General features: G+C 62.9%; 33 protein-coding genes and 1 tRNA gene. 24 read left to right on the top strand and 10 right to left on the bottom strand.

Annotated elements, in window-relative coordinates; all coding sequences use genetic code 11:
• Positions 1 to 496 precede the first annotated feature (496 nt).
• The 8 genes from D6201_RS08350 (at position 497) to D6201_RS08315 (ending at position 4,676) form a co-directional block, all read left to right on the top strand.
• Positions 497 to 2,521 (top strand): ribonucleoside-diphosphate reductase subunit alpha, encoded by a 2,025-nt coding sequence (locus tag D6201_RS08350; protein ID WP_120048372.1) that lies wholly within the window; start codon positions 497 to 499, stop codon positions 2,519 to 2,521.
• A gap of 26 nt (positions 2,522 to 2,547) precedes the next feature.
• Complete coding sequence (locus D6201_RS08345) at positions 2,548 to 2,793, top strand: DUF4160 domain-containing protein (protein ID WP_120048371.1); 246 nt, start codon at positions 2,548 to 2,550, stop codon at positions 2,791 to 2,793.
• Positions 2,774 to 3,049 carry a DUF2442 domain-containing protein gene (locus tag D6201_RS08340; protein WP_242447484.1) on the top strand — a complete coding sequence of 92 codons (276 nt, stop codon included), beginning with the start codon at positions 2,774 to 2,776 and terminating at the stop codon, positions 3,047 to 3,049. Before D6201_RS08345 ends, D6201_RS08340 begins: the two co-directional genes overlap by 20 nt.
• A gap of 8 nt (positions 3,050 to 3,057) precedes the next feature.
• A complete protein-coding gene (locus tag D6201_RS08335) occupies positions 3,058 to 3,240 on the top strand; it encodes a hypothetical protein (RefSeq protein WP_120048369.1) in 183 nt (60 codons plus the stop codon).
• Positions 3,237 to 3,455 carry a hypothetical protein gene (locus D6201_RS08330; RefSeq protein WP_120048368.1) on the top strand — a complete coding sequence of 73 codons (219 nt, stop codon included), beginning with the start codon at positions 3,237 to 3,239 and terminating at the stop codon, positions 3,453 to 3,455. The genes D6201_RS08335 and D6201_RS08330 overlap by 4 nt, the downstream gene beginning before the upstream one ends.
• Positions 3,445 to 3,735: a hypothetical protein gene (locus D6201_RS08325; protein ID WP_120048367.1), complete on the top strand. Its 291-nt coding sequence runs from the start codon at positions 3,445 to 3,447 to the stop codon at positions 3,733 to 3,735. The genes D6201_RS08330 and D6201_RS08325 overlap by 11 nt, the downstream gene beginning before the upstream one ends.
• A gap of 274 nt (positions 3,736 to 4,009) precedes the next feature.
• On the top strand, positions 4,010 to 4,315 hold the full coding sequence (locus tag D6201_RS08320) for a hypothetical protein (RefSeq protein ID WP_120048366.1): 306 nt from the start codon (positions 4,010 to 4,012) through the stop codon (positions 4,313 to 4,315).
• A 37-nt stretch (positions 4,316 to 4,352) separates the two neighbouring features.
• The gene (locus D6201_RS08315) at positions 4,353 to 4,676 is read left to right on the top strand and encodes a hypothetical protein (RefSeq protein ID WP_120048365.1); all 324 of its coding nucleotides are present in this window, start codon (positions 4,353 to 4,355) and stop codon (positions 4,674 to 4,676) included.
• Here D6201_RS08315 and D6201_RS08310 read toward each other — a convergent pair.
• On the bottom strand, positions 4,653 to 4,919 hold the full coding sequence (locus D6201_RS08310; protein ID WP_120048364.1) for a hypothetical protein: 267 nt from the start codon (positions 4,917 to 4,919) through the stop codon (positions 4,653 to 4,655). The genes D6201_RS08315 and D6201_RS08310 overlap by 24 nt on opposite strands.
• The gene (locus D6201_RS08305) at positions 4,909 to 5,127 is read right to left on the bottom strand and encodes a hypothetical protein (RefSeq protein ID WP_133303978.1); all 219 of its coding nucleotides are present in this window, start codon (positions 5,125 to 5,127) and stop codon (positions 4,909 to 4,911) included. The genes D6201_RS08310 and D6201_RS08305 overlap by 11 nt, the downstream gene beginning before the upstream one ends.
• Positions 5,128 to 5,399: 272 nt before the next feature.
• On the opposite strand from D6201_RS08305, the gene D6201_RS08300 reads away from it, so the two are divergent.
• The 4 genes from D6201_RS08300 to D6201_RS12945 all read left to right on the top strand — a co-directional run bounded on the left by D6201_RS08300 (position 5,400) and on the right by D6201_RS12945 (position 8,058).
• On the top strand, positions 5,400 to 6,464 hold the full coding sequence (locus D6201_RS08300) for a ribonucleotide-diphosphate reductase subunit beta (protein WP_120048362.1): 1,065 nt from the start codon (positions 5,400 to 5,402) through the stop codon (positions 6,462 to 6,464).
• 51 nt (positions 6,465 to 6,515) lie between these two features.
• On the top strand, positions 6,516 to 7,355 hold the full coding sequence (locus D6201_RS08295; protein ID WP_120048361.1) for a MerR family transcriptional regulator: 840 nt from the start codon (positions 6,516 to 6,518) through the stop codon (positions 7,353 to 7,355).
• Entirely contained in the window at positions 7,348 to 7,521 is a 174-nt protein-coding gene (locus D6201_RS12950; RefSeq protein ID WP_165853523.1) for a hypothetical protein, read from the top strand. The genes D6201_RS08295 and D6201_RS12950 overlap by 8 nt, the downstream gene beginning before the upstream one ends.
• 393 nt (positions 7,522 to 7,914) lie before the next feature.
• Positions 7,915 to 8,058 carry a hypothetical protein gene (locus D6201_RS12945; protein WP_165853522.1) on the top strand — a complete coding sequence of 48 codons (144 nt, stop codon included), beginning with the start codon at positions 7,915 to 7,917 and terminating at the stop codon, positions 8,056 to 8,058.
• Between the two features lie 251 nt (positions 8,059 to 8,309).
• Here D6201_RS12945 and D6201_RS08285 read toward each other — a convergent pair whose 3' ends face one another.
• Positions 8,310 to 9,020 carry a hypothetical protein gene (locus D6201_RS08285; protein ID WP_120049301.1) on the bottom strand — a complete coding sequence of 237 codons (711 nt, stop codon included), beginning with the start codon at positions 9,018 to 9,020 and terminating at the stop codon, positions 8,310 to 8,312.
• Between the two features lie 339 nt (positions 9,021 to 9,359).
• Positions 9,360 to 9,803, bottom strand: coding sequence for a DUF4870 family protein (locus D6201_RS08280; protein WP_120048359.1), 444 nt, complete (start codon positions 9,801 to 9,803; stop codon positions 9,360 to 9,362).
• A gap of 120 nt (positions 9,804 to 9,923) precedes the next feature.
• On the opposite strand from D6201_RS08280, the gene D6201_RS08275 reads away from it, so the two are divergent.
• Genes D6201_RS08275 through D6201_RS08265 form a run of 3 tightly spaced genes read left to right on the top strand, consistent with a single transcriptional unit; the run spans position 9,924 to position 11,047 of the window.
• Positions 9,924 to 10,163: a hypothetical protein gene (locus D6201_RS08275; protein ID WP_120048358.1), complete on the top strand. Its 240-nt coding sequence runs from the start codon at positions 9,924 to 9,926 to the stop codon at positions 10,161 to 10,163.
• Between the two features lie 58 nt (positions 10,164 to 10,221).
• A complete protein-coding gene (locus D6201_RS08270; RefSeq protein WP_120048357.1) occupies positions 10,222 to 10,443 on the top strand; it encodes a hypothetical protein in 222 nt (73 codons plus the stop codon).
• The gene (locus D6201_RS08265; RefSeq protein WP_133303977.1) at positions 10,415 to 11,047 is read left to right on the top strand and encodes a DUF6969 family protein; all 633 of its coding nucleotides are present in this window, start codon (positions 10,415 to 10,417) and stop codon (positions 11,045 to 11,047) included. Before D6201_RS08270 ends, D6201_RS08265 begins: the two co-directional genes overlap by 29 nt.
• Here the strand turns inward: D6201_RS08265 and D6201_RS08260 are convergent.
• The 3 genes from D6201_RS08260 to D6201_RS12940 are packed head-to-tail and all read right to left on the bottom strand — an operon-like array spanning position 11,044 to position 12,541.
• The gene (locus tag D6201_RS08260) at positions 11,044 to 11,568 is read right to left on the bottom strand and encodes a thermonuclease family protein (RefSeq protein WP_165853521.1); all 525 of its coding nucleotides are present in this window, start codon (positions 11,566 to 11,568) and stop codon (positions 11,044 to 11,046) included. The genes D6201_RS08265 and D6201_RS08260 overlap by 4 nt on opposite strands.
• Complete coding sequence (gene ppk2, locus D6201_RS08255) at positions 11,565 to 12,338, bottom strand: polyphosphate kinase 2 (RefSeq protein ID WP_120048354.1); 774 nt, start codon at positions 12,336 to 12,338, stop codon at positions 11,565 to 11,567. Before ppk2 ends, D6201_RS08260 begins: the two co-directional genes overlap by 4 nt.
• Before the next feature lie 47 nt (positions 12,339 to 12,385).
• Positions 12,386 to 12,541, bottom strand: a complete 156-nt coding sequence (locus tag D6201_RS12940) for a hypothetical protein (protein ID WP_165853520.1) — start codon at positions 12,539 to 12,541, stop codon at positions 12,386 to 12,388.
• Between the two features lie 157 nt (positions 12,542 to 12,698).
• Here D6201_RS12940 and argB point away from each other — a divergent pair, with 157 nt between their 5' ends.
• The 4 genes from argB to D6201_RS08235 all read left to right on the top strand — a co-directional run bounded on the left by argB (position 12,699) and on the right by D6201_RS08235 (position 15,383).
• Positions 12,699 to 13,598: an acetylglutamate kinase gene (gene argB, locus D6201_RS08250; RefSeq protein ID WP_120048353.1), complete on the top strand. Its 900-nt coding sequence runs from the start codon at positions 12,699 to 12,701 to the stop codon at positions 13,596 to 13,598.
• An 82-nt stretch (positions 13,599 to 13,680) separates the two neighbouring features.
• Entirely contained in the window at positions 13,681 to 13,926 is a 246-nt protein-coding gene (locus tag D6201_RS08245; RefSeq protein ID WP_120049300.1) for a YggT family protein, read from the top strand.
• Between the two features lie 59 nt (positions 13,927 to 13,985).
• Positions 13,986 to 14,756 carry a hypothetical protein gene (locus D6201_RS08240; RefSeq protein ID WP_120048352.1) on the top strand — a complete coding sequence of 257 codons (771 nt, stop codon included), beginning with the start codon at positions 13,986 to 13,988 and terminating at the stop codon, positions 14,754 to 14,756.
• A 3-nt stretch (positions 14,757 to 14,759) separates the two neighbouring features.
• Entirely contained in the window at positions 14,760 to 15,383 is a 624-nt protein-coding gene (locus D6201_RS08235; RefSeq protein ID WP_120048351.1) for a MarC family protein, read from the top strand.
• Positions 15,384 to 15,644: 261 nt separating this feature from the next.
• Here D6201_RS08235 and D6201_RS08230 read toward each other — a convergent pair whose 3' ends face one another.
• Together D6201_RS08230 and D6201_RS08225 are read right to left on the bottom strand one after the other, a co-directional pair.
• Complete coding sequence (locus D6201_RS08230) at positions 15,645 to 16,259, bottom strand: LON peptidase substrate-binding domain-containing protein (RefSeq protein WP_120048350.1); 615 nt, start codon at positions 16,257 to 16,259, stop codon at positions 15,645 to 15,647.
• Positions 16,256 to 17,194 carry a tetratricopeptide repeat protein gene (locus D6201_RS08225; RefSeq protein WP_120048349.1) on the bottom strand — a complete coding sequence of 313 codons (939 nt, stop codon included), beginning with the start codon at positions 17,192 to 17,194 and terminating at the stop codon, positions 16,256 to 16,258. The genes D6201_RS08230 and D6201_RS08225 overlap by 4 nt, the downstream gene beginning before the upstream one ends.
• Before the next feature lie 188 nt (positions 17,195 to 17,382).
• Here D6201_RS08225 and D6201_RS08220 point away from each other — a divergent pair.
• Together D6201_RS08220 and D6201_RS08215 are read left to right on the top strand one after the other, a co-directional pair.
• Positions 17,383 to 17,457, top strand: a tRNA-Gly gene (locus D6201_RS08220).
• 61 nt (positions 17,458 to 17,518) lie between these two features.
• Positions 17,519 to 18,010, top strand: a complete 492-nt coding sequence (locus tag D6201_RS08215) for a hypothetical protein (RefSeq protein ID WP_120048348.1) — start codon at positions 17,519 to 17,521, stop codon at positions 18,008 to 18,010.
• Positions 18,011 to 18,016: 6 nt separating this feature from the next.
• Here D6201_RS08215 and pyk read toward each other — a convergent pair whose 3' ends face one another.
• Positions 18,017 to 19,483 (bottom strand): pyruvate kinase, encoded by a 1,467-nt coding sequence (pyk, locus tag D6201_RS08210; RefSeq protein ID WP_120048347.1) that lies wholly within the window; start codon positions 19,481 to 19,483, stop codon positions 18,017 to 18,019.
• A 48-nt stretch (positions 19,484 to 19,531) separates the two neighbouring features.
• Between pyk and D6201_RS08205 the strand changes: the two genes are divergently transcribed.
• The 3 genes from D6201_RS08205 (at position 19,532) to D6201_RS08195 (ending at position 20,485) form a co-directional block, all read left to right on the top strand.
• Positions 19,532 to 19,849, top strand: a complete 318-nt coding sequence (locus tag D6201_RS08205) for a DUF1244 domain-containing protein (RefSeq protein ID WP_120048346.1) — start codon at positions 19,532 to 19,534, stop codon at positions 19,847 to 19,849.
• A gap of 95 nt (positions 19,850 to 19,944) precedes the next feature.
• Positions 19,945 to 20,205, top strand: a complete 261-nt coding sequence (locus D6201_RS08200) for a DUF2312 domain-containing protein (RefSeq protein ID WP_120049299.1) — start codon at positions 19,945 to 19,947, stop codon at positions 20,203 to 20,205.
• Positions 20,206 to 20,272: 67 nt separating this feature from the next.
• A complete protein-coding gene (locus D6201_RS08195) occupies positions 20,273 to 20,485 on the top strand; it encodes a hypothetical protein (protein ID WP_133303976.1) in 213 nt (70 codons plus the stop codon).

Here is a 20,485-nt window from a genome sequence, read left to right as displayed (position 1 = left end):
CAAGCAAATTTCACGCACCGATTCTTTTGATTCGCGATCCGCAAAGCGCGCAGGTTTTTTTCCGCAGTTGTGTTTTGTCTCTTGCGCGTCGCGCCAGCCATGGACTTTCCACGCGTCGCACCGTGTTGGGTGGCTGAGACACCCCTGCTGCCGGGTAATCGGGAACGGTAAATCGCGCTTAACCCTCTTGCGCGCGAGTCGCGGCTGATTCACTATGGGTTGTGGTCGAAATACCGGGGGCACCCACAAGACCTAGATTTTGAGCCATTGCGCGCTCCGGCGCGAACGGGTGACGAGTCGCCAGGGAATGTGGATGAAACCGGGCACGACCCGTGGACAGTCGGGGAGAAGTTTTTCGCTCCAACGGGTCGAGAATACATGTCGGAATGACTAGGTTGGCATGGCCTGACCGAGTCGAACACAAAAAGAACATAGGCGATGGCCGCGGCACGACACCCGCAGCTCTCGCCCCAAGGCAGACGGGGATAGGCGGCCAATGGAATTTCGTAATGGAGACGACGCGGCGATGGGACTGGACGAGAATATCGCGAGCGACACCCCCGAAAAGACCGCCAAGGCGGGAAAGAAGGCAGTGAGCATGGACAAGACCGACCAAGGCACGGACAATCTGGTGGGCGAGGCAACCGCCGAAGCGCTGGCTGAGGCCGCGAAGGCCGCCGCCGCCAGCTCCGCCGAAGCCGCCAAGAGCGATTCCAAGACGATCCAGCCGCGCCGCTTCGACGTGAAGACGGATGAAAGCCGCGATGCGCTGCTGACCGAATTCGGCAAAGAAACGCTGACCGACCGGTATCTGCTGCCGAACGAAAGCTACCAGGATCTGTTCGCTCGCGTCGCCGATGCCTATGCCGACGATGCCGAGCACGCGCAGCGGCTTTACGACTACATCTCGCGCCTGTGGTTCATGCCGGCAACGCCCGTCCTCTCGAATGGCGGCACCACGCGCGGTCTGCCGATCAGCTGCTACCTCAACTCCGTCAGCGACAGCCTCGACGGTATTGTCGGCACTTGGAACGAGAATGTCTGGCTCGCCAGCAAGGGCGGCGGCATCGGCACCTATTGGGGCAATGTGCGCGGCATCGGGGAGCCGGTGGGCCTCAACGGCAAGACGAGCGGCATCATTCCCTTCGTGCGTGTGATGGACTCGCTTACGCTGGCGATCAGCCAGGGCAGCCTGCGCCGTGGCTCGGCCGCCTGCTATATCGACATCCACCATCCGGAGATCGAGGAATTCCTCGAAATCCGTAAGCCCAGCGGCGATTTCAACCGCAAGGCGCTGAATCTGCATCACGGCGTGCTGATCACCGACGAATTCATGGAAGCGGTGCGCGCAGGCGAGGAGTTCGAGCTCAAATCGCCCAAGGACGGCAGCGTGCGCGGCACAGTCAATGCGCGCAGCCTGTTCCAGAAGCTGGTCGAAACGCGCCTGGCGACGGGCGAGCCCTATATCGTGTTCGCCGACACCGTGAACCGCATGATGCCCAAGCATCACCGAGAGCTGGGCCTCAAGGTCTCGACCTCGAACCTGTGCTCCGAAATCACCCTGCCGACCGGTGTCGACCATCTCGGCAACGATCGCACGGCGGTGTGCTGCCTTTCGTCGCTCAACCTCGAAAAATGGGAAGAGTGGGACGGCGACAAGCAATTCATCGAGGACGTCATGCGCTTTCTCGACAATGTCCTGCAGGACTATATCGACCGCGCCCCGCCCGAAATGGCGCGTGCCAAATATTCCGCCGCGCGCGAACGCAGCGTGGGCCTCGGCGTCATGGGCTTCCACTCCTTCCTGCAGTCGAAGAATATCGGCTTCGAAAGCCCGATGGCGAAGGTGTGGAACCTGAAGATGTTCAAGCACATCAATGCCAAGGCGAACGAGGCGAGCATGATGCTTGCGAAGGAACGCGGGCCGTGCCCCGATGCCGAGGAAATGGGCGCAATGGAGCGTTTCAGTTGCAAGATGGCAATCGCGCCGACCGCGTCGATCAGCATCATCTGCGGCGGCACCAGCGCCTGTATCGAGCCGATCCCGGCCAATATCTACACCCACAAGACTCTGTCGGGCAGCTTCGTCGTGAAGAACCCGTATCTCGAAAAGCTGCTCGACAAGAAGAGCAAGAATTCGACCAATGTCTGGAATTCGATCCTCGAGAAGAACGGGTCGGTCCAGCATCTCGATTTCCTGACCCCGGAAGAAAAGGCCGCGTTCAAGACCAGCTTCGAAATCGATCAGCGCTGGCTGCTCGAATTCGCCGGAGACCGCGCGCCCTTCATCGATCAGGCGCAGAGCCTCAACCTCTTCATCCCCGCCGATGTCGACAAGTGGGACTTGGCGATGCTGCACTTCCAGGCGTGGGAGAAGGGCATCAAGTCGCTCTATTACCTGCGCTCGAAGTCGGTGCAGCGCGCGGGCTTTGCTGGCGGCGTGGAAGCGGACAATACCGGCGAACCGGCAAAGTACGAACTGCCGACCACCGATTACGACGAGTGCCTGGCTTGCCAGTAGGGCAGGTTGCCGACGAGTTCTGAGACGTGCCAAAGGTGTTTGAGTGGCGCGGCTATCGGTTCTTCTTTTATGCGCATGAAGGCACGCCGCTAGAGCCGGCGCATATTCATGTGCGCAAAGACGGGAAGGAAGCGAAATTCTGGCTCCGCCCATTCGTGTCACTGGCCTATAATCGCGGCTTCAATGGTCTCGAGTTGAAGCGCATTGCAGGGCAGGTTATGTCTAAGCGCGACGAGATCGAAAGACACTGGCATGGATTCTTCGAAATTTGACGAAATGGATTTCCCCGAGCCGGTCGCCGTGCGTTTCGACGAAGGCAATTTCTGGACGACGCTTAAGGACGGACGTGAGATCGGTGTGCCTTTGATCTGGTATCCGCGTCTTTTCAATGCACCGCCTGATCAGCTCGAGAAATTCGAGCTCTCGCCTACCGGTATTCATTGGGATGAAATCGACGAGGACATTTCCGTTCTCAGCATAGTGCTTGGCTACAAATCGCACGAATTTCGGGCGGCCGACGCGGCCTGAGGTGATCTTTGGACAATGAAACCTTCCGCGTCGTCGCCGTCGCCATCCTTGCCATCGCCGCGCTGATTTCGGTGACGCGCGGGGCGCTGCTCATCAAATCGGGCGATAAGCATGCAGGCTCGCGCTTTATGCTGATGGGCGCGGCCTTGCTCATGCTGACGACCGTCGTCCTGATATTGCAGAAAGGGTGAGCACTAGCACGGCAATTGTCATCGCCCTGCTGGTCGTTGGCATCGCGCTCTATTCGCAGGGCAGGAAGCGTGGGCAGACGCCGAACTGCAGGCGGTTGCGGCAAGTTGCGACCGCGCTGCTCGTCCTTGCGCTGATCCTTGCGATGGCCGATGCGCTCGATATCGTGCAGGATCACGCCAGCAATGATGAGGAGATTGCCCAGGATGCCGTTTAGCCGCCTTGCCTGCGCCCTCGGACTGGTGCTGTTGCTCTCCGCCTGCGCCAGCCAGATCGATGCGGGCGTGTCCGATGCCGCTTCCGCCCCCGGATTCTGGTGGGGGCTATGGCACGGATTTATCTTTCCGTTCGCCTGGATCGGCTCGCTCTTTTCGTCCGACATCGCCGTTTACGCCGTGCCCAATTCGGGCGGCTGGTACGATTTCGGCTTTTTCCTCGGCGTGACGGTGCTGGGCGGGGGCAGCGCATTCGGATCGAAATCGCGCAAACGCGGATAGGGCGAAGGTCGCGAAGCTGCGACTTGCCGTGCCAACAAAAGTGAAGCCCGGCCTCGCCAGCCTCCTTGAGGCTTCGGCGAGGGCCGGGCTCCTATTGCTGCCGTTCCTTGCGGAGCGGCAGAAACCTCGGCGGGCGGGGCGGCGGGATGGCCGCGCTTCCTGCCCTGTGTGATATCAACCCGCGTCCCCGCTCCCGGTTCCGGCACCGCCGCGAAGCGCCCCGAAAGTCCAAAAGGTAAGGCTTTTCTAACCATTTCCGGGCTACGCAGCGCCCATGGCAAGCAAGGGTCTCAAACGCTTTCCGACGCATCACGGGCACGGTGATGTCGGCGTCTCGCGCTACTTCGTGCTGTATGTGGCGCAGGCCGGGTGGTTCGTGCTGGGCTTCTATCTGTATTCGGTCGCCTACTGGCCGTCGAGCTGCCAGCCTTCGGACCTGGTCGAAGTGTATGCCTGCTCGCCCCACTTGCCGAGCGATGGCGGCGGCTGGCGCGAGGCCGCGCTGCTGACCTGGCTGTGGGCGACGCCGATCCTGATCGCGCTGGAAATCTCCCGCCGGGTGAACAGAAGCGAAGGCTGAATTTGCAAGCGTGAGCCGGGGTTGGCATGATCGCCGCGTGCCACAAAGCCATACCGCCTTGGAAGACCGCCCGCTGATCAGGCGGCGATGGTTTCAGAATATCCTTGCGATAGGGACTGGCGGCGTTGTGGGTTTCGCGATCGCCCACCTGTATTTCCAGCTTGAGCTTTTACACGCATTTCTCGTCGGCATGTGGGGCAAGCTCTTGGTCGACATAATTCTTGAGCGGATGTTTCCCGATCCGACGCTCAAGCGCGAAGAGGACGCACCATTCGGATGGGAAGAGGCGCTGCTCTTCGTAGGGGGCGCGATCTTCGTGTTCCTGCTGAGCGTGACGTTACTCAGCGCCTTCGGAATCTGACCGCCCGCCATAGCCGCGGCCCGTCGCGGCATCACCGGTATCGGGCGCTTCGCCCTTGTCGGGCGCATGGCCTTTGCCGGGTGCCTTGCCTTTGCCGCCGCCATAATCCGCATGGTCCTGCGCCTCGTCCTCTGGCGAGCGCACGCCTTCCTGCTGCATCTGGTCCATCGGCGTCGGCGCGGCGGCGGGGCGGTTCCGCTGCTGCTCGCGCGAGGGAAGCTCGCCGCCGCGCTTAACCGTCATCAGAAAGCCTGCCGCCGCTCGTCAGCGTGCCGCCGTCGATCGCACGTTCGACAAGGTCCGCATCGGGATTGTCCTCGAGATCGGGGCGCTTGCCCTTGGCCCGCTTGCGCGCTTCGTCCTCGCGCGCGCCGGTGGCGACAAGGCCGCTGGCGTCGGGCTTCTTGCTGTGCGTGACCTTGCGGCTGTCGTCGGGTTCGTATTCGGCCATGATCGGCTCCGTTTCTGGCGTGGTGTCGCCCAATCAACGACCCGCACCGCCCGCACGTTCCGCGAGGGTCCGCGCACCTGCCCCAAAGCACGCACGGCAATCCACCGCTTATCCCCGACCCAAAGTCCATGCTTGCTATCGAATCGCGCCCGTGATTCTCTATATGGGTTGTTCGCACGAGCCAGAGGAAACACAAGATGTCGCTGTTGGAAGCCCGCCAAACCGACTAGTCCTCCACCATATATTGATTTCACGCCTGCCGGAGAATTCGCATGTCCCTCCTTGAAGCCCGCAAGACCTACAAGCCCTTTGAATATCCGTGGGCCTACGAGTTCTGGAAACGCCAGCAGCAGGTCCACTGGATGCCGGAGGAAGTGCCGCTGGGCGAGGACTGCCGCGACTGGGCGCAGAACCTCACCGATCACGAGCGCAACCTGCTCACGCAGATCTTCCGCTTCTTCACCCAGGCCGATGTCGAGGTGCAGGATTGCTACCACGAAAAATACGGCCGCGTGTTCAAGCCGACCGAGGTCAAGATGATGCTCGCCGCCTTCTCCAACATGGAGACGGTGCACATCGCCGCCTATTCCCATTTGCTCGACACGATCGGCATGCCCGAAAGCGAATACGGCATGTTCCTCGAATATGAGGAGATGAAGGACAAGCACGATTACCTGCAGGAATTCGGCGTCGACAATGACGAGGATATCGCCCGCACGCTGGCGATGTTCGGGGGCTTTACAGAGGGGCTGCAGCTCTTCGCCAGCTTCGCCATGCTGATGAACTTCCCGCGCTTCAACAAGATGAAGGGCATGGGGCAGATCGTCAGCTGGTCCGTGCGCGACGAGAGCCTGCATTGCGAAGGCATCACCCGCCTCTTCCACGCCTTCTGTCAGGAGCGCGACTGCCTGACCAAGTCGGTGAAGGAAGACATCATGGACATGTGCCAGAAGACGGTGCGGCTGGAAGACGCCTTCATCGATCTCGCCTTCGAGCAGGGCCCCGTGCCCGGCATGACGGCGAAGGAAATCAAGCGCTACATCCGCTACATCGCCGACTGGCGCCTGAGCCAGCTGGGCCTGCCGAGCATCTACATGGTCGAAGACCACCCCCTGCCCTGGCTCACCCCGCTGCTGAACGGCGTGGAGCACGCCAACTTCTTCGAAACCCGCGCCACCGAATATTCCAAGGCCGCCACGACCGGCAACTGGAACGACGTCTGGTCGAGCTTCGACAAGCGCCAGAACGCCAAGGCCGCGAACGAGGAAGAGGCCGAGGACGAGGGTCCGGATATGTTTGGGGAGAGTGGTGGCGCGGGGAGCGTGGCGGCGGAGTAAAAGCGCGATGGTTCTTTACAAAGGTGCGATGTGCTTTTATCAGCATAAGATATGTCGCACGTCTGGTCGAGAAGTCTCCTCCTTTCGAGAGGTCAAATAGCTGAGATAAGTGGCGTCAGCTCCCACACTCTCGCCTTTTGGTTGCGGAATGAGATTTTGGTTCCCTCGAGCGGCGGCCATGGAAGCGGCAGCCATAAAAAATTTCATCCGATCCAGGCAACAATTGCGGCGATCTTCGGCAAGCTTCAGGCCATCGGCTTAAATATCGCGGCGTTAAAAGCTATTTCCGACATCATACAGACTGGTGTCAGGGTTGGTCTGTCTACCAATCTTCAGCCGTATAGTATCCTCGCTGCGGTCGAAACAAAGAAGAGCCTACTCGATCTTGAGTTAGGCAAACAGGTTCGACTTTGGAACGTCAGCTCAGATACCGACAAGGAGTTATTTGCAAATAAACCGGAGGATCTATTAAAAGACCTAGAAGCCGGTCGACCGGAATTTGATCTAGCGGAAGATATTTACGAATTTGCGCGAAAAATCGAAGAGGACCAATTTATGGGCCTCAAGGCGTTCAGCGAAATCAAAAGCGCGATGGAAGGTTTGGACTGGTCCAATCCATCGTGGCTTTTGTGGCAAGATCAGCATGGTAGCTGGCAGATTTCGAGCCAAACTGAGCCAGGTGAGCAATTCTCGCGACATCCCGACGCAGACACCGGCATATTTTTGGCTATGGGTACGATAGTTCGTGCTGTTTGGAATATCGATCTTCACGAAATAAAAATTGAGCAAACGAAGAGAGCAATTCCGGAATTACTGAGGACAAATCCCGAACGCGCAGATAGGCTGATGAAACGTCTGGCGGAAATGAAGGCGCGAAAGTCCAATGACTGATCCGGCAATCATTTCCATTGCGATTTTAGGTGTGGCATTTATTCGCTCACTGCCGAGCATTATTTGGGCCTTTCGCTGTCCACGAGAAAGTAAGAGATTTGTGAACCCCAAAGCTACTTCACCGATCGCCGTGCTGCTCACTCGCCATTATCAAAAGAACGATTGAATGATTGCGGTAGACAGTGACAGTTCTCTCAAATCGTTTGGGAAAACCATGCCGATTTTGCTTTCCACCCGCCCGCCGCGCGTTATCTTCACCTCTGTGGACCGGGCCCCTCTGGCGGGCGGCGACAGCCTCCCGTGATGTCGGACCGCATCGGACAGCCGATGCGCGTTTGACGGATGAACCACCCGCTTCTTCCGAAAACCAGACAGCACCGTCTGAACTGCGCTCCGCTTGCGAGAGCGGTTAAAGGTGGCGCGCAAACGCTTCCACTCCACCCAGCGCATAATCAGCCCCAACCCACTCCACTCATCGCAAAGTCCGGGCCATTGTCCTCGCTCGTCCGTTGATAGGGTGCAGGCGGTATTTTCCGCGCTGCAACCCGAGGAAATTGTCATGGACAATAACGAAAAGAAACCCGGTGCCGACAAGCAGCAGCAGCAGGGTGGCCAGAAGCCCCCGCAGGCTGACGAAAAGGGCAAGGGCCGTGATCAGAAGGGCGACCATAAGAGTGGCCAGCAGGGCGAACACAAGAAGTAAGCCCGCTCTGACACACCGCGCCTGAAACGGCGCTATTCGGCGGCCGCCCTGTCAAAAGGGCGGCCGCTGGCGTTTGGGCTGCCGCCGCTCCCTCCGCGTCATACCCGCGCGGGCGGGGATCCAGCTGCCTTCTCGATATAGGTCGACCGACCCTATCTGTATTGTGCTGCGCTCGTCATCGACTCCTCGCCTTCGCGGGAATGACGAATGGTGAGAGGTCAGGCTTCTTTGCCGGGACGACGAAGGGGGTGTCACCAACCCCACGCAGGCGGCGGCGGTGCGACGGGCGTGCTGGCGTCGAATTCCACGCGGAACAACCGCGTAGGGTCGTTCTCGCGCGTCAGCTGGTAGGCGAAGCGCGCGTTCGGGTCGCTCGCCGGGTCGACTTCCATGCGCCAGACATTGGTGGTGGAGGCGTCCAGCCCCTCGCGCGCGAACACGGCGAGCGCGTCTGCATGCACGGGGAAGTCTTGCCCGCGCGCCGTGCCTTTCGATGTGGCGATGCCGCCATAGCCGGTCACCGCGTCCCGCTCGCCATCCTCGTGGCGGTGATCGTGGTCGAGGCGCAGTTCGTAAGTCTCGCCGCCGATATGGCCGTCGGTCTGCCATTCCTTGCTCACCAGCCAGGTGCGGCTTCTGTTCCAGGATGCTTGTCGCCCTACCGCTTCGCTACTTGAGGGCGGTATGGGTTCATCCTCGACATGAAAGGCGATGGCGATCCGCTCGCTCGAGCACTCCGCCCAGTGCGCCACCATTGCCTTGCCCGCCCAGTCCGCATCGCGCGCATCCTCGCTCACCAGCGTGCCCGCATAGGCCCTACCTTCACCATTCGGGCCGCAATGGCTGGAGAGCGCATCCCAGAAGGCCTGCTGCTCGGGCACCAGGGTGAGGGGCTCGGGCGTGGTAGTGCAGGATGTCAGCGGAAGGGCGAGCGCGGCTATGGCGACGGGAAGATTTCTCATGGCGCGCATCCTGCCATGCCGGGCCGCCGCTGGCGAGTGGGCTTTCCTACATCGTGCGCGCCGTGGCAGTTCCTGTCTCATGAGCATTGCAGATCATAGCGAGAGGGTGACAGATCGGCCTTCGCAAGGTGACACTTTGCCGTCTCGGCGGGTTCCACTTGGCGGTGGGAAAAGGTCACGCATTCGCGGCGAAAGGTCACACTTTCCCGCCGCAAGGTCACGCTTTTGCGCGCAAGGTCACGGTTTGGCCCGGCCAGGGTTACGGTTTGCGGTTTTTGCTCCAGGACACTGTGCCACCTGTCACACCCCCGCTGTCACCCTGCCGTCGCCGCTCGCCGGTCAGAACAGCCAGGTGCGCGGGTTCGGCATGGGCCTCCGCTCCCCCGCCTTCACCAGCGAGAGGATGCAGCGGATGCAATACCAGGCCAGCATGAAGAGCGCGAACAGGACGAGCAGCACCATGGCGATCGTGATCCCGGCATCGGCTCCGCGCGTGTCCGAGCTCGCATCGATGCCGATCGCCAGAGAGAGCAGGACGATGACGGCGGCCACCATGACGATGAGCCCGATCCAGAAGGTGCGGATGAGGTAGACGTAGTGCGTGCGCTCCCACGCGGTCGTGTCCTCGTCCGCCCGCCAGACATAGGCGAGCACGAGGCCGACGATGGCTGAGAAGCCGAGCACGAGATTGAGGAGGTAGAGCAGCGCCACGATGACGGGGCGCATCAGCGTGACCCCCTTGGCCTCCTGGCCCTGCGGTGGTGGTGGTGTCGTCTCGGCCATGATGCGCGCCCCTGTCTGTGGTCTTTGGGCAGGCTATCGCGGTTCGCCGCGCTTGGCAAAGGCGGAACGCTGCGGGTGCTGCGCGCATTCATGGAGCATCGACCCGAAGGAGACAGACCCATGAAAGCCACCAAGCTGATCGCCCCCGCCGTGCTGGCCCTCGCGCTTGCCGCATGCTCCGGCGCGCAGGAGGACACGGACTACGAAGCCGGCGTGGAGGCCGCTGGCGAGGATACGGAGCTGCAGGTGCGCGAGCAGGATCCCGATGCGGTCCCGGTCGACCTGCCCGAAACCGAGATGACCACCGTCCCGGAAGGCGAGATGGCCGAGGATGCAGGCGGTGACATGGCGGCGGAGTAACCGATTGCCCCGCCGGAGCGAACGCCCCTGCGGTACCCTAGCTAGAGGAGACGTACCCATGCCTGCCAAGAACATCGCCAAATACCTGAAGGTCGCCGGCGGCCTCGCCCTCGCCGCACCCGCGCTCGCCGCCTGCGGTGCGTGCCGTGCCTGCTGTGCCGCCAGCGGCTCGTGCTCGGCCTACGCCTCGGGATGCTGCGCCGCGGCCGAGGACAAGACCGGCTGCTGCGCTGCCGCCGAAGACGGGGACTATGCCGGCTGCTGTGCCGCTGCCGAGTAACCGCGACGCGGCCATCGCCGAGCTGGTAGACCTCAGCGCGTCGATGGCAGAGGAGGGCAGGGCGCTGATCGAGCGCGTCCTGCCCGCCGATCCTGCCGAGTACCGCCAATGGGAGCACTATCCCGAAGGCGATGCGATCGACCCCGACACGAAGGCGCGCTGGTTCTACCACGCGCATCCTCCGGAGGAGCGTAGTGAAGGCGAGCACGGGCACTTCCACCTGTTCCTGCCGCTCGGCGCGTTCGACGGCTTGGAGCCGCTGGCCGGCCCGGCGAAGGAAGGCGCGGCGAAGGTGGTCCACATCGCGGCGCTGTGCTTCGATACGGACGGGCTGCCGACTCACTGGATCGCGACCAATCAATGGGTGACGGAGGAGTATCTCCAGCCGGCCCATGCGGTGATCGACCGGCTCGACCTCGCCGATATGAGCCAGGCGGGAGAAGAAAAGGGGATCGACCATGTCGGCCGCTGGCTGACGCTCGCCCTGTTCGCGTGCCGCGCGGATATCGAGGCGCTGCTGACGGATCGCGACGCGGCGCTGGCGCTAACCGGTCCGCGCGATCGCGAGGCCGAGATCCTCGCCCAGCGCCCCTTCGCGCTCTAGCACCAGGATTGCTCGCCCCAATCGGAAGCGAAGCCCCAGCGGTCCTGATGCGCAAGTCCCCGGGCGATCATGTGGTCGGCCACATCGCGGCCATCGCGGCGAACGCTGCGCAACTCGCGCCCGTATCGGTCACGCGGGGGATCGGCGCCGCCATCCAGTTCGAACGGTCGGCTGCTGAGCCATTCGGCCAGCTCCGTACGGGCGCGCGCGGCGGCAGTGCGTTCGGCCTCGCACTCTCCGTCGAGCTCGGGCGCGTCATAGCCGACAAGCCTGATGCGCCGCTCGCCGATGGCGATGGTGTCGCCGTCGATCACGCAACCGGCATCGCGCCATTGCTCGGCGCACACCGGGAAGGATTGCGCGACCTCGTCCCAGGTCCCGTCGCCCAGACCGAAGCGCTGCGCGGCCCAGATGGCGAGAAGAATGGCAGCTGCAATCGCAGGCCAGTTCCATCCTCGCCGCCGACCCCGACCGCGCGACCTCTTCGGTCGGCGAAAATGCAGGATGCTGCCCAGCGTCACTCCTCCAGCGGGAAAGGTGCGATGGGTTGCAGGAGGCGGAACTCCTCGTCCAGCGGCGGGTGATCCAGTTCGGGCCACGCGATCGGTTCGGGCGGAACATCGGTGTCCGGCAGGCGGTCGAGCAGGTTGCGGATCAGCGTCAGGCGACCGTGCTTCTGATCGTTGAAGTCGACCACCGTCCAGGGAGCATGGTCGGTATGCGTCGCTTCGAACATCGCTTCGCGCGCGGCGGAATATTCGGCAAACCTGGTGCGGCTGGCGACGTCGATGGGCGAGAGCTTCCAGCGCTTGAGCGGATCTTCCAGCCGCTCGGCAAAGCGTTCTTCCTGATGCGCCTGATCGGCGGAGAGCCAGTATTTGAACAGGCGGATGCCGTCATCGATCAAGAGCCGCTCGAATGCAGGCGCCTCGCGCAGGAACTTCTCGACCTGAGGCTGATCGGCAAATCCCATGACTCGCTCGACACCGGCGCGGTTGTACCAGCTGCGGTCGAACAGCACGATTTCGCCTGCGGCTGGCAGGTGCGGAACATAGCGCTGGAAATACCATTGCGTGCGCTCGACATCGCTCGGCTTGGGCAGCGCGACCACGCGGCACTGTCGCGGATTGAGACGGCCGGAAATGGCCTTGATCGTCCCACCCTTGCCCGCCGTATCGCGACCTTCGAACAGCACGCAGATGCGCTCGCCCGTCGTCCGCGCCCAGCGCGCCATCGCCACAAGCTCATGCTCGAGCGGCTCGATCAGTCTGTCATAATCCTTGCGTTTCATGACGCGCGGTCATGCCGCATGCACGCGGACTTGACCAGCGGGCGCGATTAATCGGCAACGATGCGCGGGCTGCCGCGCCGATCGTCACCGCTGCGCCGCTCACCCGCGCGGCGATCGTCGAAGTCGATATCGCCTTCCTTCACCCGCCGTTCGCCCTTGCGACGGTCGGTCGGCTGTTTGCCGAAATCCTTATGATCGGCCATTCGATTTCCCCCAATACCTGCCGCAATACAGATCACACTTCGCAGCATTAACATTCATTTACCACGCATGTGGTTACCGGAGCGTAAAGCAGGAGGCGCCATAGCTGCGCGCATTCTCGCTGGCACGGCAAGCGCCCACGCGGTAACGCCCGCAGCGATGACCGACGAAACGCACGAAACCATGCTCGCCAAGGCGGAAACGCTGATCGAGGCCCTTCCTTACTTCCAGCGCTATGCCGGGCGCAGTTTCGTGGTGAAATATGGCGGCCATGCGATGGGCGATGCCGAGGCCGCGCGCGATTTCGCAGAGGATATCGTGCTGCTGAAGGCGGTCGGCATCAATCCGGTCGTCGTTCATGGTGGCGGACCGCAGATCGGCGCGATGTTGAAGCGGCTCGGTGTGGAAAGCACCTTCGTGGACGGCCTGCGCGTGACCGACAAGGCCACTGCGGAAGTCGCCGAAATGGTTCTGTCGGGCGGCATCAACAAGGAACTGGTCGGCTGGATCGATCAGGCGGGCGGCAAGGCCATCGGCTTATCGGGCAAGGACGGGCGCATGGTGCGCGCAGCCAAGGTCAGCCGCACGCGCAAGAATCCCGACAGCCAGGTGGAGGAAATGGTCGATCTCGGTTTCGTGGGGGAGCCGGAAGTGGTCGACACGACCATCCTCGAAACCGCGAGCCAGGCGGGCATGATCCCCATCGTCGCGCCCATCGCCAGCGACGGAGCGGGGCAGACTTACAATATCAATGCCGACACGATGGCGGGCGCGCTCGCGGCGGCGCTCGGCGCGGCGCGGCTGTTCCTGCTGACGGATGTGGAAGGCGTGCTGGGCAAGGACGGCCAGCTTATGTCCGATCTCACCCCGGCGGATATCGCCCGCCTGCGCGCGGACGGAACGATCAGCGGTGGCATGATTCCAAAGCTGCAGACCTGTGTCGATGCAGTGGAAGCCGGGTGCGAGGCAGCGGTTGTGCTGGACGGGCGCGTGCCGCACGCCATGCTGCTGGAATTCTTCACCAGTCGCGGTGCGGGAACACTTGTCAGCACGGCTTGAGAACGCACGCTGCAATGCCTAGATTGCCCGCGGGACATTACGGACGGAGAAGACCTTGAACGCACTGATCGATATCATCGGGATGATCGCCAATGTGATCATCATGCTGGTGATCATCCAGTTCATCATCGGGCTGCTCTTCGCCTTCAACGTGGTGAACCGGAACGAATTTCTCGAGCAGATCTACCGATCCATCAACGCCCTGCTGGAACCTGTGCTCGGGCCCATCCGGCGGATCATGCCGAATACTGGCGCAATCGATTTTTCGCCGATCGTCCTGATCATCGGCCTCAACATCATCATGAGGATATTGGTCGAAGTCGCCTGACAGCGCGGGCGGTCCTGCATCTTTTTGACAAAGCCGCGCGGCTGACGCAGGGGCCGGTCATGACTGGCAGATTCCTTATCGCAACCGTGGCGCTCGGCGCGCTGCTTTCGGCCTGCGCATCGCCGCAGCAGCAACAGCGCGCGCGGCAGGCGAACATGGCCGAGCGCGTGCTGGAGCGGGCAGGCAGCATCGGCGATCCGGGCAAGGTTGCCGCCGCCGACTTCGCTTTCGCACGAGCCGCGCAGGAAGACGGCCAGTGGACGGCCTTTCGCCGCTACGCCGCGCCTGGTGCCGTGCTGCATGGGCGCAATGGCCCCGTGCCGGTGACATCTTTCCTCAGCGGAATGGACGATCCGTCTGAAGCTGTAGAATGGGCGCCCAATACGGTGTGGAGCAGCTGCGACGGTACGCTGGCGATCAGCTTCGGCCGGTTCGAGGACACGGAAGGGCTTGTCGGCAGCTATGTCAGCGCTTGGGCGCTGCAGCGCGATGGCAGCTACAAATACACTTACGATTTGGGCGCACCGGACAATCCGCAGCCCGTTCGCGACCCGGAGGGCGAAGCACCCGATGACGCGATCGTGGTCGAAGGGCTGCGCTCGGTTCAGGGGCGTATCGCCGATTGCCCAAGGCGCGGCGAAATTATCCCGCTGCCGCCTTTGCGAATTGTCGACGGTGCGCGGCAGGAAACTGCGATGTCCGACGACAAGACCCTCGCCTGGACCTGGTACCATACGGACCAGGGCGTGCGCAGCGTAAATGTCCAATGGTATCGCGGTGGCGAGTGGCAGGATGCCGTAAATTTCGCCGCTCCACCGCTTGCGGGGTAGTCCGTGACCGAGCTCTTTCTCTCCGCCTTCATCACTCTATTCGTGGTGATCGATCCGCCCGGTTGCGCGCCGATCTATGCCGGGCTTACCAAGGGGGCGAGCGCGGCGCAGGCGCGCATCATGGCGATCCGCGCCTGCGTGATCGCGCTTGTCATCCTGCTCGTCTTCGCGCTGTTCGGGCAGGATTTGCTGGGCGCGCTGCATATCGAGCTCGACGCCTTCCGCATTGCGGGTGGGCTGATGCTGTTCTGGATCGCCTGGGAAATGGTGTTCGAGAAACGCACCCAGCGCCGCGAAGAACGCGCCGAGAAGGTCGCCGCCAGTCCGGAGGTGGAGGACGTCTCCGTGTTCCCCATGGCCATGCCCATGTTGGCCGGCCCCGGCGCCATCGCCGCCATCATGCTGCTGCAGAACGAGGCGGAGGGGCTGGAGGAATCTCTCGTGGTGCTTGGCGCGCTGGTCGCAGTGCTGGTGCTGACCATGCTCGCCCTGATCGCCGCCGGACCGCTGATCCGCCTGCTGGGAGACCGCGTGGAAGCAGTGATCACCCGTCTGCTCGGCGTCCTGCTGGCCGCGCTCGCCGCGCAATATGTGATCGACGGGCTGCGGGGAAGTTTCGGGATTTAGAGTTTGTTTGTTGCGATCCGGCATCCGTCGGATCGTCCTCGCTAGATGCGCAGCGAGCTGCGCCCGCTGCGGGCGGGCGTTCGCCCTTGCCTCGCTTCGCTCGGAGCTCCGCCGAGCTTCTGCGACCTTGCGCTGAAATCGGGCGCGACCAGCGCCCGACAGAGGGCGAACTGCCCGACCGCAGGTGCCCCGCAGCGAAGCGGAGGGAATAGCACCGAGGACGCGAGCGCGGAGGCGCTCGCACGAGACAGATTATCCAAACTACTGCAGCGTCACCGTGCCTTCATCGGGGTCGCCCTTGCCGAAGAATTCCAGCAGGCTGACCAGGATGTCGCAGCGTTCGCGCAGGTTCGGCGCTTCCAGGAGTGCCTGCTTTGCCGCCGCGTCGAATGGCGCGATCTGGCTGACGCCGTTGATCAATGTCAAATCGTCGAGCTGCGCGACCGAATCCCAGTCAATGGCATAGCCCTGGCTGTCGGCGAATTTGCGCGCTTCGTGTTCGAAGCTGGCGCGTTCGCCGAGGGAGAGATACTCCTCTTCCGGCTCCGCGATCAGCTCGGCTTCGACCTGGCGGAAGGGCGTTGCGACTTCCAGCTCGCGCTTGATGCGATAGCGTGCCTCGCCCTGCAGGATGATGTTGTAGCGCCCGTCCTCATTCGCCTCGACATCCTCGATCTTGCCGACGCAGCCGATCTGGTAGAGCGGCGCGCCGTCCACCGGCTCGGTCGGCTGGATCATGGCGATCCGGCGATCGCGGGCGAGCGCGTCCCCAACCATCGCGCGGTAGCGCGGCTCGAAAATATGCAGCGGCAGCTGCAGGCCAGGAAACAGGATCGCGCCCGTCAGCGGGAATATGGTGAGACGTTTGGTGCTCATCCGAACAGGATCAAGCTGAGCTTGCGGCGCTGCGCGGCCACCCACGGGTCTTCCATGCCGACCGCCTCGAACATCTGCAGCAGCTTTGCCTTGGCAGGGCTCTCCTCCTCGCCCTCATGCCCCTTGACGGAGCGTAGCAGCACGTCGGCGGCCTCGTCCCGCTCGCCCGCTGCGAAAGCTGCCTCGGCATAGGCCAGCTGCGCATCGGTGTCGGCGGGGCGCTCTGCCGCGGCGGCGCGCAGGCTCTGCAATTCGCCCGCATCCACCTGACTGCCCGCCAGTTCGAGAGCGCTGTGCGCCTGCGCCACAAGCGGATCGGCTTTCACATCGTCCGGCAGCGTGTCATACGTGGCCTTCGCTTCGTCGGCGCGGCCTGCAGCGATCAACGCGCGGATCAGGCCGGACTGCACTTCGGGCTTGTGAGCGATGGCAGGCGGGGCGTTCTGGCTGATCTGCTGGAAAAGCTCGACCGCCTTGTCGTTATCGCCGCTAGCCAGCAGCTGCTCGCCCATAGCGATGACCTCGCCGACCTGCGCTTCCATCTGCGCGGCCGGATCATCGGCGCCGCCATCCACGCCGGGCTGGATCGGCAGCTGCTTGAGCAATTCGTCGAGCGCGGCCTTCAATTGCGATTCGGTGCGCGCGGGCGTCAGGTCGGCCACCGGCTGCCCCTGGAACATCGCATAGACGGTGGGGATGGATTGCACCTGGAATTGGCTGGCGATGAACTTTTCGGAATCGACGTCGATCTTCGCCAGCACGACGCCCTTGTCCGCATATTCGGCGGCAACCTTTTCCAGCACCGGGGTGAGCGCCTTGCACGGCCCGCACCACTCGGCCCAGAAATCGACGATCACCAGCTTGGTCTGGCTAGGCTCGACCACCTGCTTGCGGAACCGGTCGACCGCTTTTTGTTCGTCGATATTGAGGCCCATGCTTGCCAAGGTAGTGCTCCTGTTGGTGGCGATTGGATCAGGAGTGCAATGTGGCGCTTTAATGCGGTTTGTGAAGGGGCATTGCGGAGCATGTCCGCCGACATGAGATTCCTCTTGCGAGCCGCCAAGACCGCTGCTAATCGCGCCGCTCCCCATCCGGCAGGAGCCTGTCGGAAGAGCGCCAGTGAGCGGGCGTAGCTCAGGGGTAGAGCACAACCTTGCCAAGGTTGGGGTCGGGCGTTCGAATCGCCTCGCCCGCTCCATTTTCCTTCCGATAGGTCGTCTGGCTCGCCAGCGCGCGCGATGCGTTCTATACAGGCGTCCATGCTGACGCTTTTCGCCACCCTGTCGATGCTTGCCGCCCCGCAGGAAGGCGGCCCGTTTCTTACCTTTTCGCGCCGCGCGGCGGAAGAACCTGACACGCTGCGCGTGCAGGTGGGCGAGCTGCGGACGGACGATGCGCGCCCGCATTTCTGGATGCGCAAGGCGGTGGAAGGGCAAGGCGCGACGGCCATCGAATGGACCGACACGGTGCGCTGCCCGAAAGCCCGCAATGCGATTGTCGCCGCGACGCAGATCGCGCCGCCGCGCGTTTATGTACCGGGCATTCCGGTGCGGCCAGACGGCTCCTATGTCATCACCATGGACGGCGTACAGTACGAACTGACCGCCAGCGCCCATTACGACAGCCGCATCTCCTCCGACATCCGCTTTACCTCCAATGTCGGCTCGCCGCTCGCCAATTGGGTGGAGGGCACGCTGGAATCGCTGGAGGATTGCTGGTCTGCCGACCTGCCGGATGGCGAACGGCTCTAGCCCGGCTCAATTCTCGCTTTCGTGCCGTTCGAGCTCGTCGCCCTGCACGGTGACGACGTGGACGAGATTGGTGGCGCCGGACTGACCGAAGGGCACGCCCGCCATCACGGCAAGGCGGCTGCCCGATCCTCCGAAACCGTGACGCAGCGCCATCCGCTTGCCCTTGGCCACCATCTCCTCGAAGCTTCCGATATCCTTGGTCGCGACAGGGTGCGCGCCCCATAACAGCGCGACGCGGCGCGCGACTTCCATGCTGGGCGTCAGCGCCATTACCGGCACGGCCGGCCGCTCGCGCGCCACGCGCCGGGCGCTGCTGCCGGAGAAGGTGAAGACCGTGATGGCGCTCAGCTTCACCGTATCGCCGATGGTCATGCAGGCATGCGCCAGCGCGTCGGCCGTGGTGGCGTCGGGCGGCGTCTCGAGCATGCGCACGCGCGCGGTGTAGTCCTCATCCGCTTCCACCTGCCGGGCGATGCTGGCCATCATGATGACCGCCTCTTCCGGCCAGTCGCCCGCTGCTGTCTCGGCGCTGAGCATGACGGCGTCGGCACCGTCATAGACGGCATTGGCAACATCGGAGACTTCGGCGCGGGTGGGCGCCGGGCTTTCGATCATGCTTTCGAGCATCTGCGTGGCGACGATCACCGGCTTGCCCATCAGTCGGGTGGCGTTGACGATCTTCTTCTGCAGCGGCGGAACCTCTTCGGGATTGAGCTCCACGCCCAGATCGCCGCGCGCGACCATGATGCCGTCCGACATCTCGATGATCTCGGGCAGGCGGCGCACCGCTGAAGGCTTTTCGATCTTGGCGCAAAGCGCGCCCTTGCCGCCCATCAGCTTGCGCGCATCGGCAAGATCGTCCGGCCGCTGCACGAAGCTGAGGCCGATCCAGTCCGCGCCCTGCTCCATCGCGAAGGCGAGATCGCGCTTGTCCTTCTCGGTCAGCGCGGGGATCGGGATTTCGGCATCGGGCACGTTCACGCCCTTGCGGTTCGAGATCACGCCGCCGACTTCGGCCTTGCACGCGATTTCATCCTTGCTGGCCGAGACGACGCGGAAACGCATCTTGCCGTCGTTTACCAGCAGGCGCTGCCCTTCCTCGACCACGTCGAAGATTTCGGGATGCGGCAGTTCGACGCGGGTGGCATCGCCCGGCTCGCTCGACCGATCGAAGGTGAAGCGCGCACCGTGCGGCACGGTGGCGCGCCCATCCTTGAACTCGCCCACGCGCAGCTTCGGCCCCTGGAGATCGGCAAGGATGGCGATGGGGCGGCCGAACTCCTGCTCCAGCGCGCGGATGTTTGCGATGGTCTTGGCGTGAACGGCATGTTCGCCATGGCTCATATTGACGCGAAAGGCGTCGGCACCTGCCTTGAACAGCCGTCGGAGCATGTCGGGATCGGCGGTGGAGGGGCCTGTCGTCGCGAGGATCTTGACCTTGCGGCCCCGGGGTTCGAGTTTGGAATGTGCCATGAGGTGGGCTTATGCCGCGCCTGTGCTGCAAGACAAGGACACATTGGTATGCAAAGCGAACGCGACACTCTCGACGACCTTCCCGATGCGGTGGCCGCCGCGGCATTCCGCCGGCTGGTGCGGCACCTTCGCCATCGCTACGATGCGCAGAACATCGAGCTGATGGGGCTGGCGGGCTTTTGCCGGAACTGCTTGGCCGACTGGATCCGCGATGCGGGATATGATGGCGACAAGGCCGCGGCGCGCGAACTGATCCACGGCATGCGACAGGAAGAATGGAAGGCCACCCGGCAGAGCGAGGCATCGCCCGAACAGGTCGAACGCATGCAGGCAAGCATCGCCCGGAATGCGCCGGACCTCAGATAGTTTTCCCGGCCTGTGGAAAGCGACTTTGCCCGCCCGGGCGGCGCGGCTAATCAGCGGCGAACCGATTCTCGCATCATCACCGGAGCAATATGAAAATGGCTGACAGCGAAGCTGCGCGCGGAGCGCAACCCACCGACGACCGCCTGCGCCTCCTCATCGAACGTATCGAACGCCTCGAGGAAGAGAAAAAGGGCATCGCCGACGATATCCGCGATGTCTATTCCGAAGCGAAGGCCGTGGGTTACGACACCAAGATCATGCGCCAGATCATCCGCCTCAGGAAGATGGACGCCAATGACCGCAGCGAGCAGGAAATGATCCTCGACACGTACAAGGCCGCGCTCGGCATGGGTTGAACGCGCTGGTGATGTAGATTAGCAATACACCATGCAAAAAACGCTTGGCTTTCTCTTCGCTGCACTAATGGTTCCGCTTCTCGCGGCCCTGCTCGCTCTCGTTCTTATGGTGATGGGCGCGGCAGCAGGTTGGCTGGCAGGCCTCGTCTTCCCGCAGGTCTTCGCGAACCTTTCCGACATGCTGTTCGGCAAGGAGGTTCCCGCCTGGCAGATCGGGGCCATGTTCGGCTTTATCGGCGGGTTCTTTCGCAGCTTCGGAAAAGGCCGCAAAGGCAGATAG

It is taken from the genome of Aurantiacibacter aquimixticola (assembly GCF_003605475.1).
GTDB classification, from domain to species: domain Bacteria; phylum Pseudomonadota; class Alphaproteobacteria; order Sphingomonadales; family Sphingomonadaceae; genus Alteraurantiacibacter; species Alteraurantiacibacter aquimixticola_B.
This window is presented reverse-complemented; position numbering and strand designations above follow the sequence as displayed.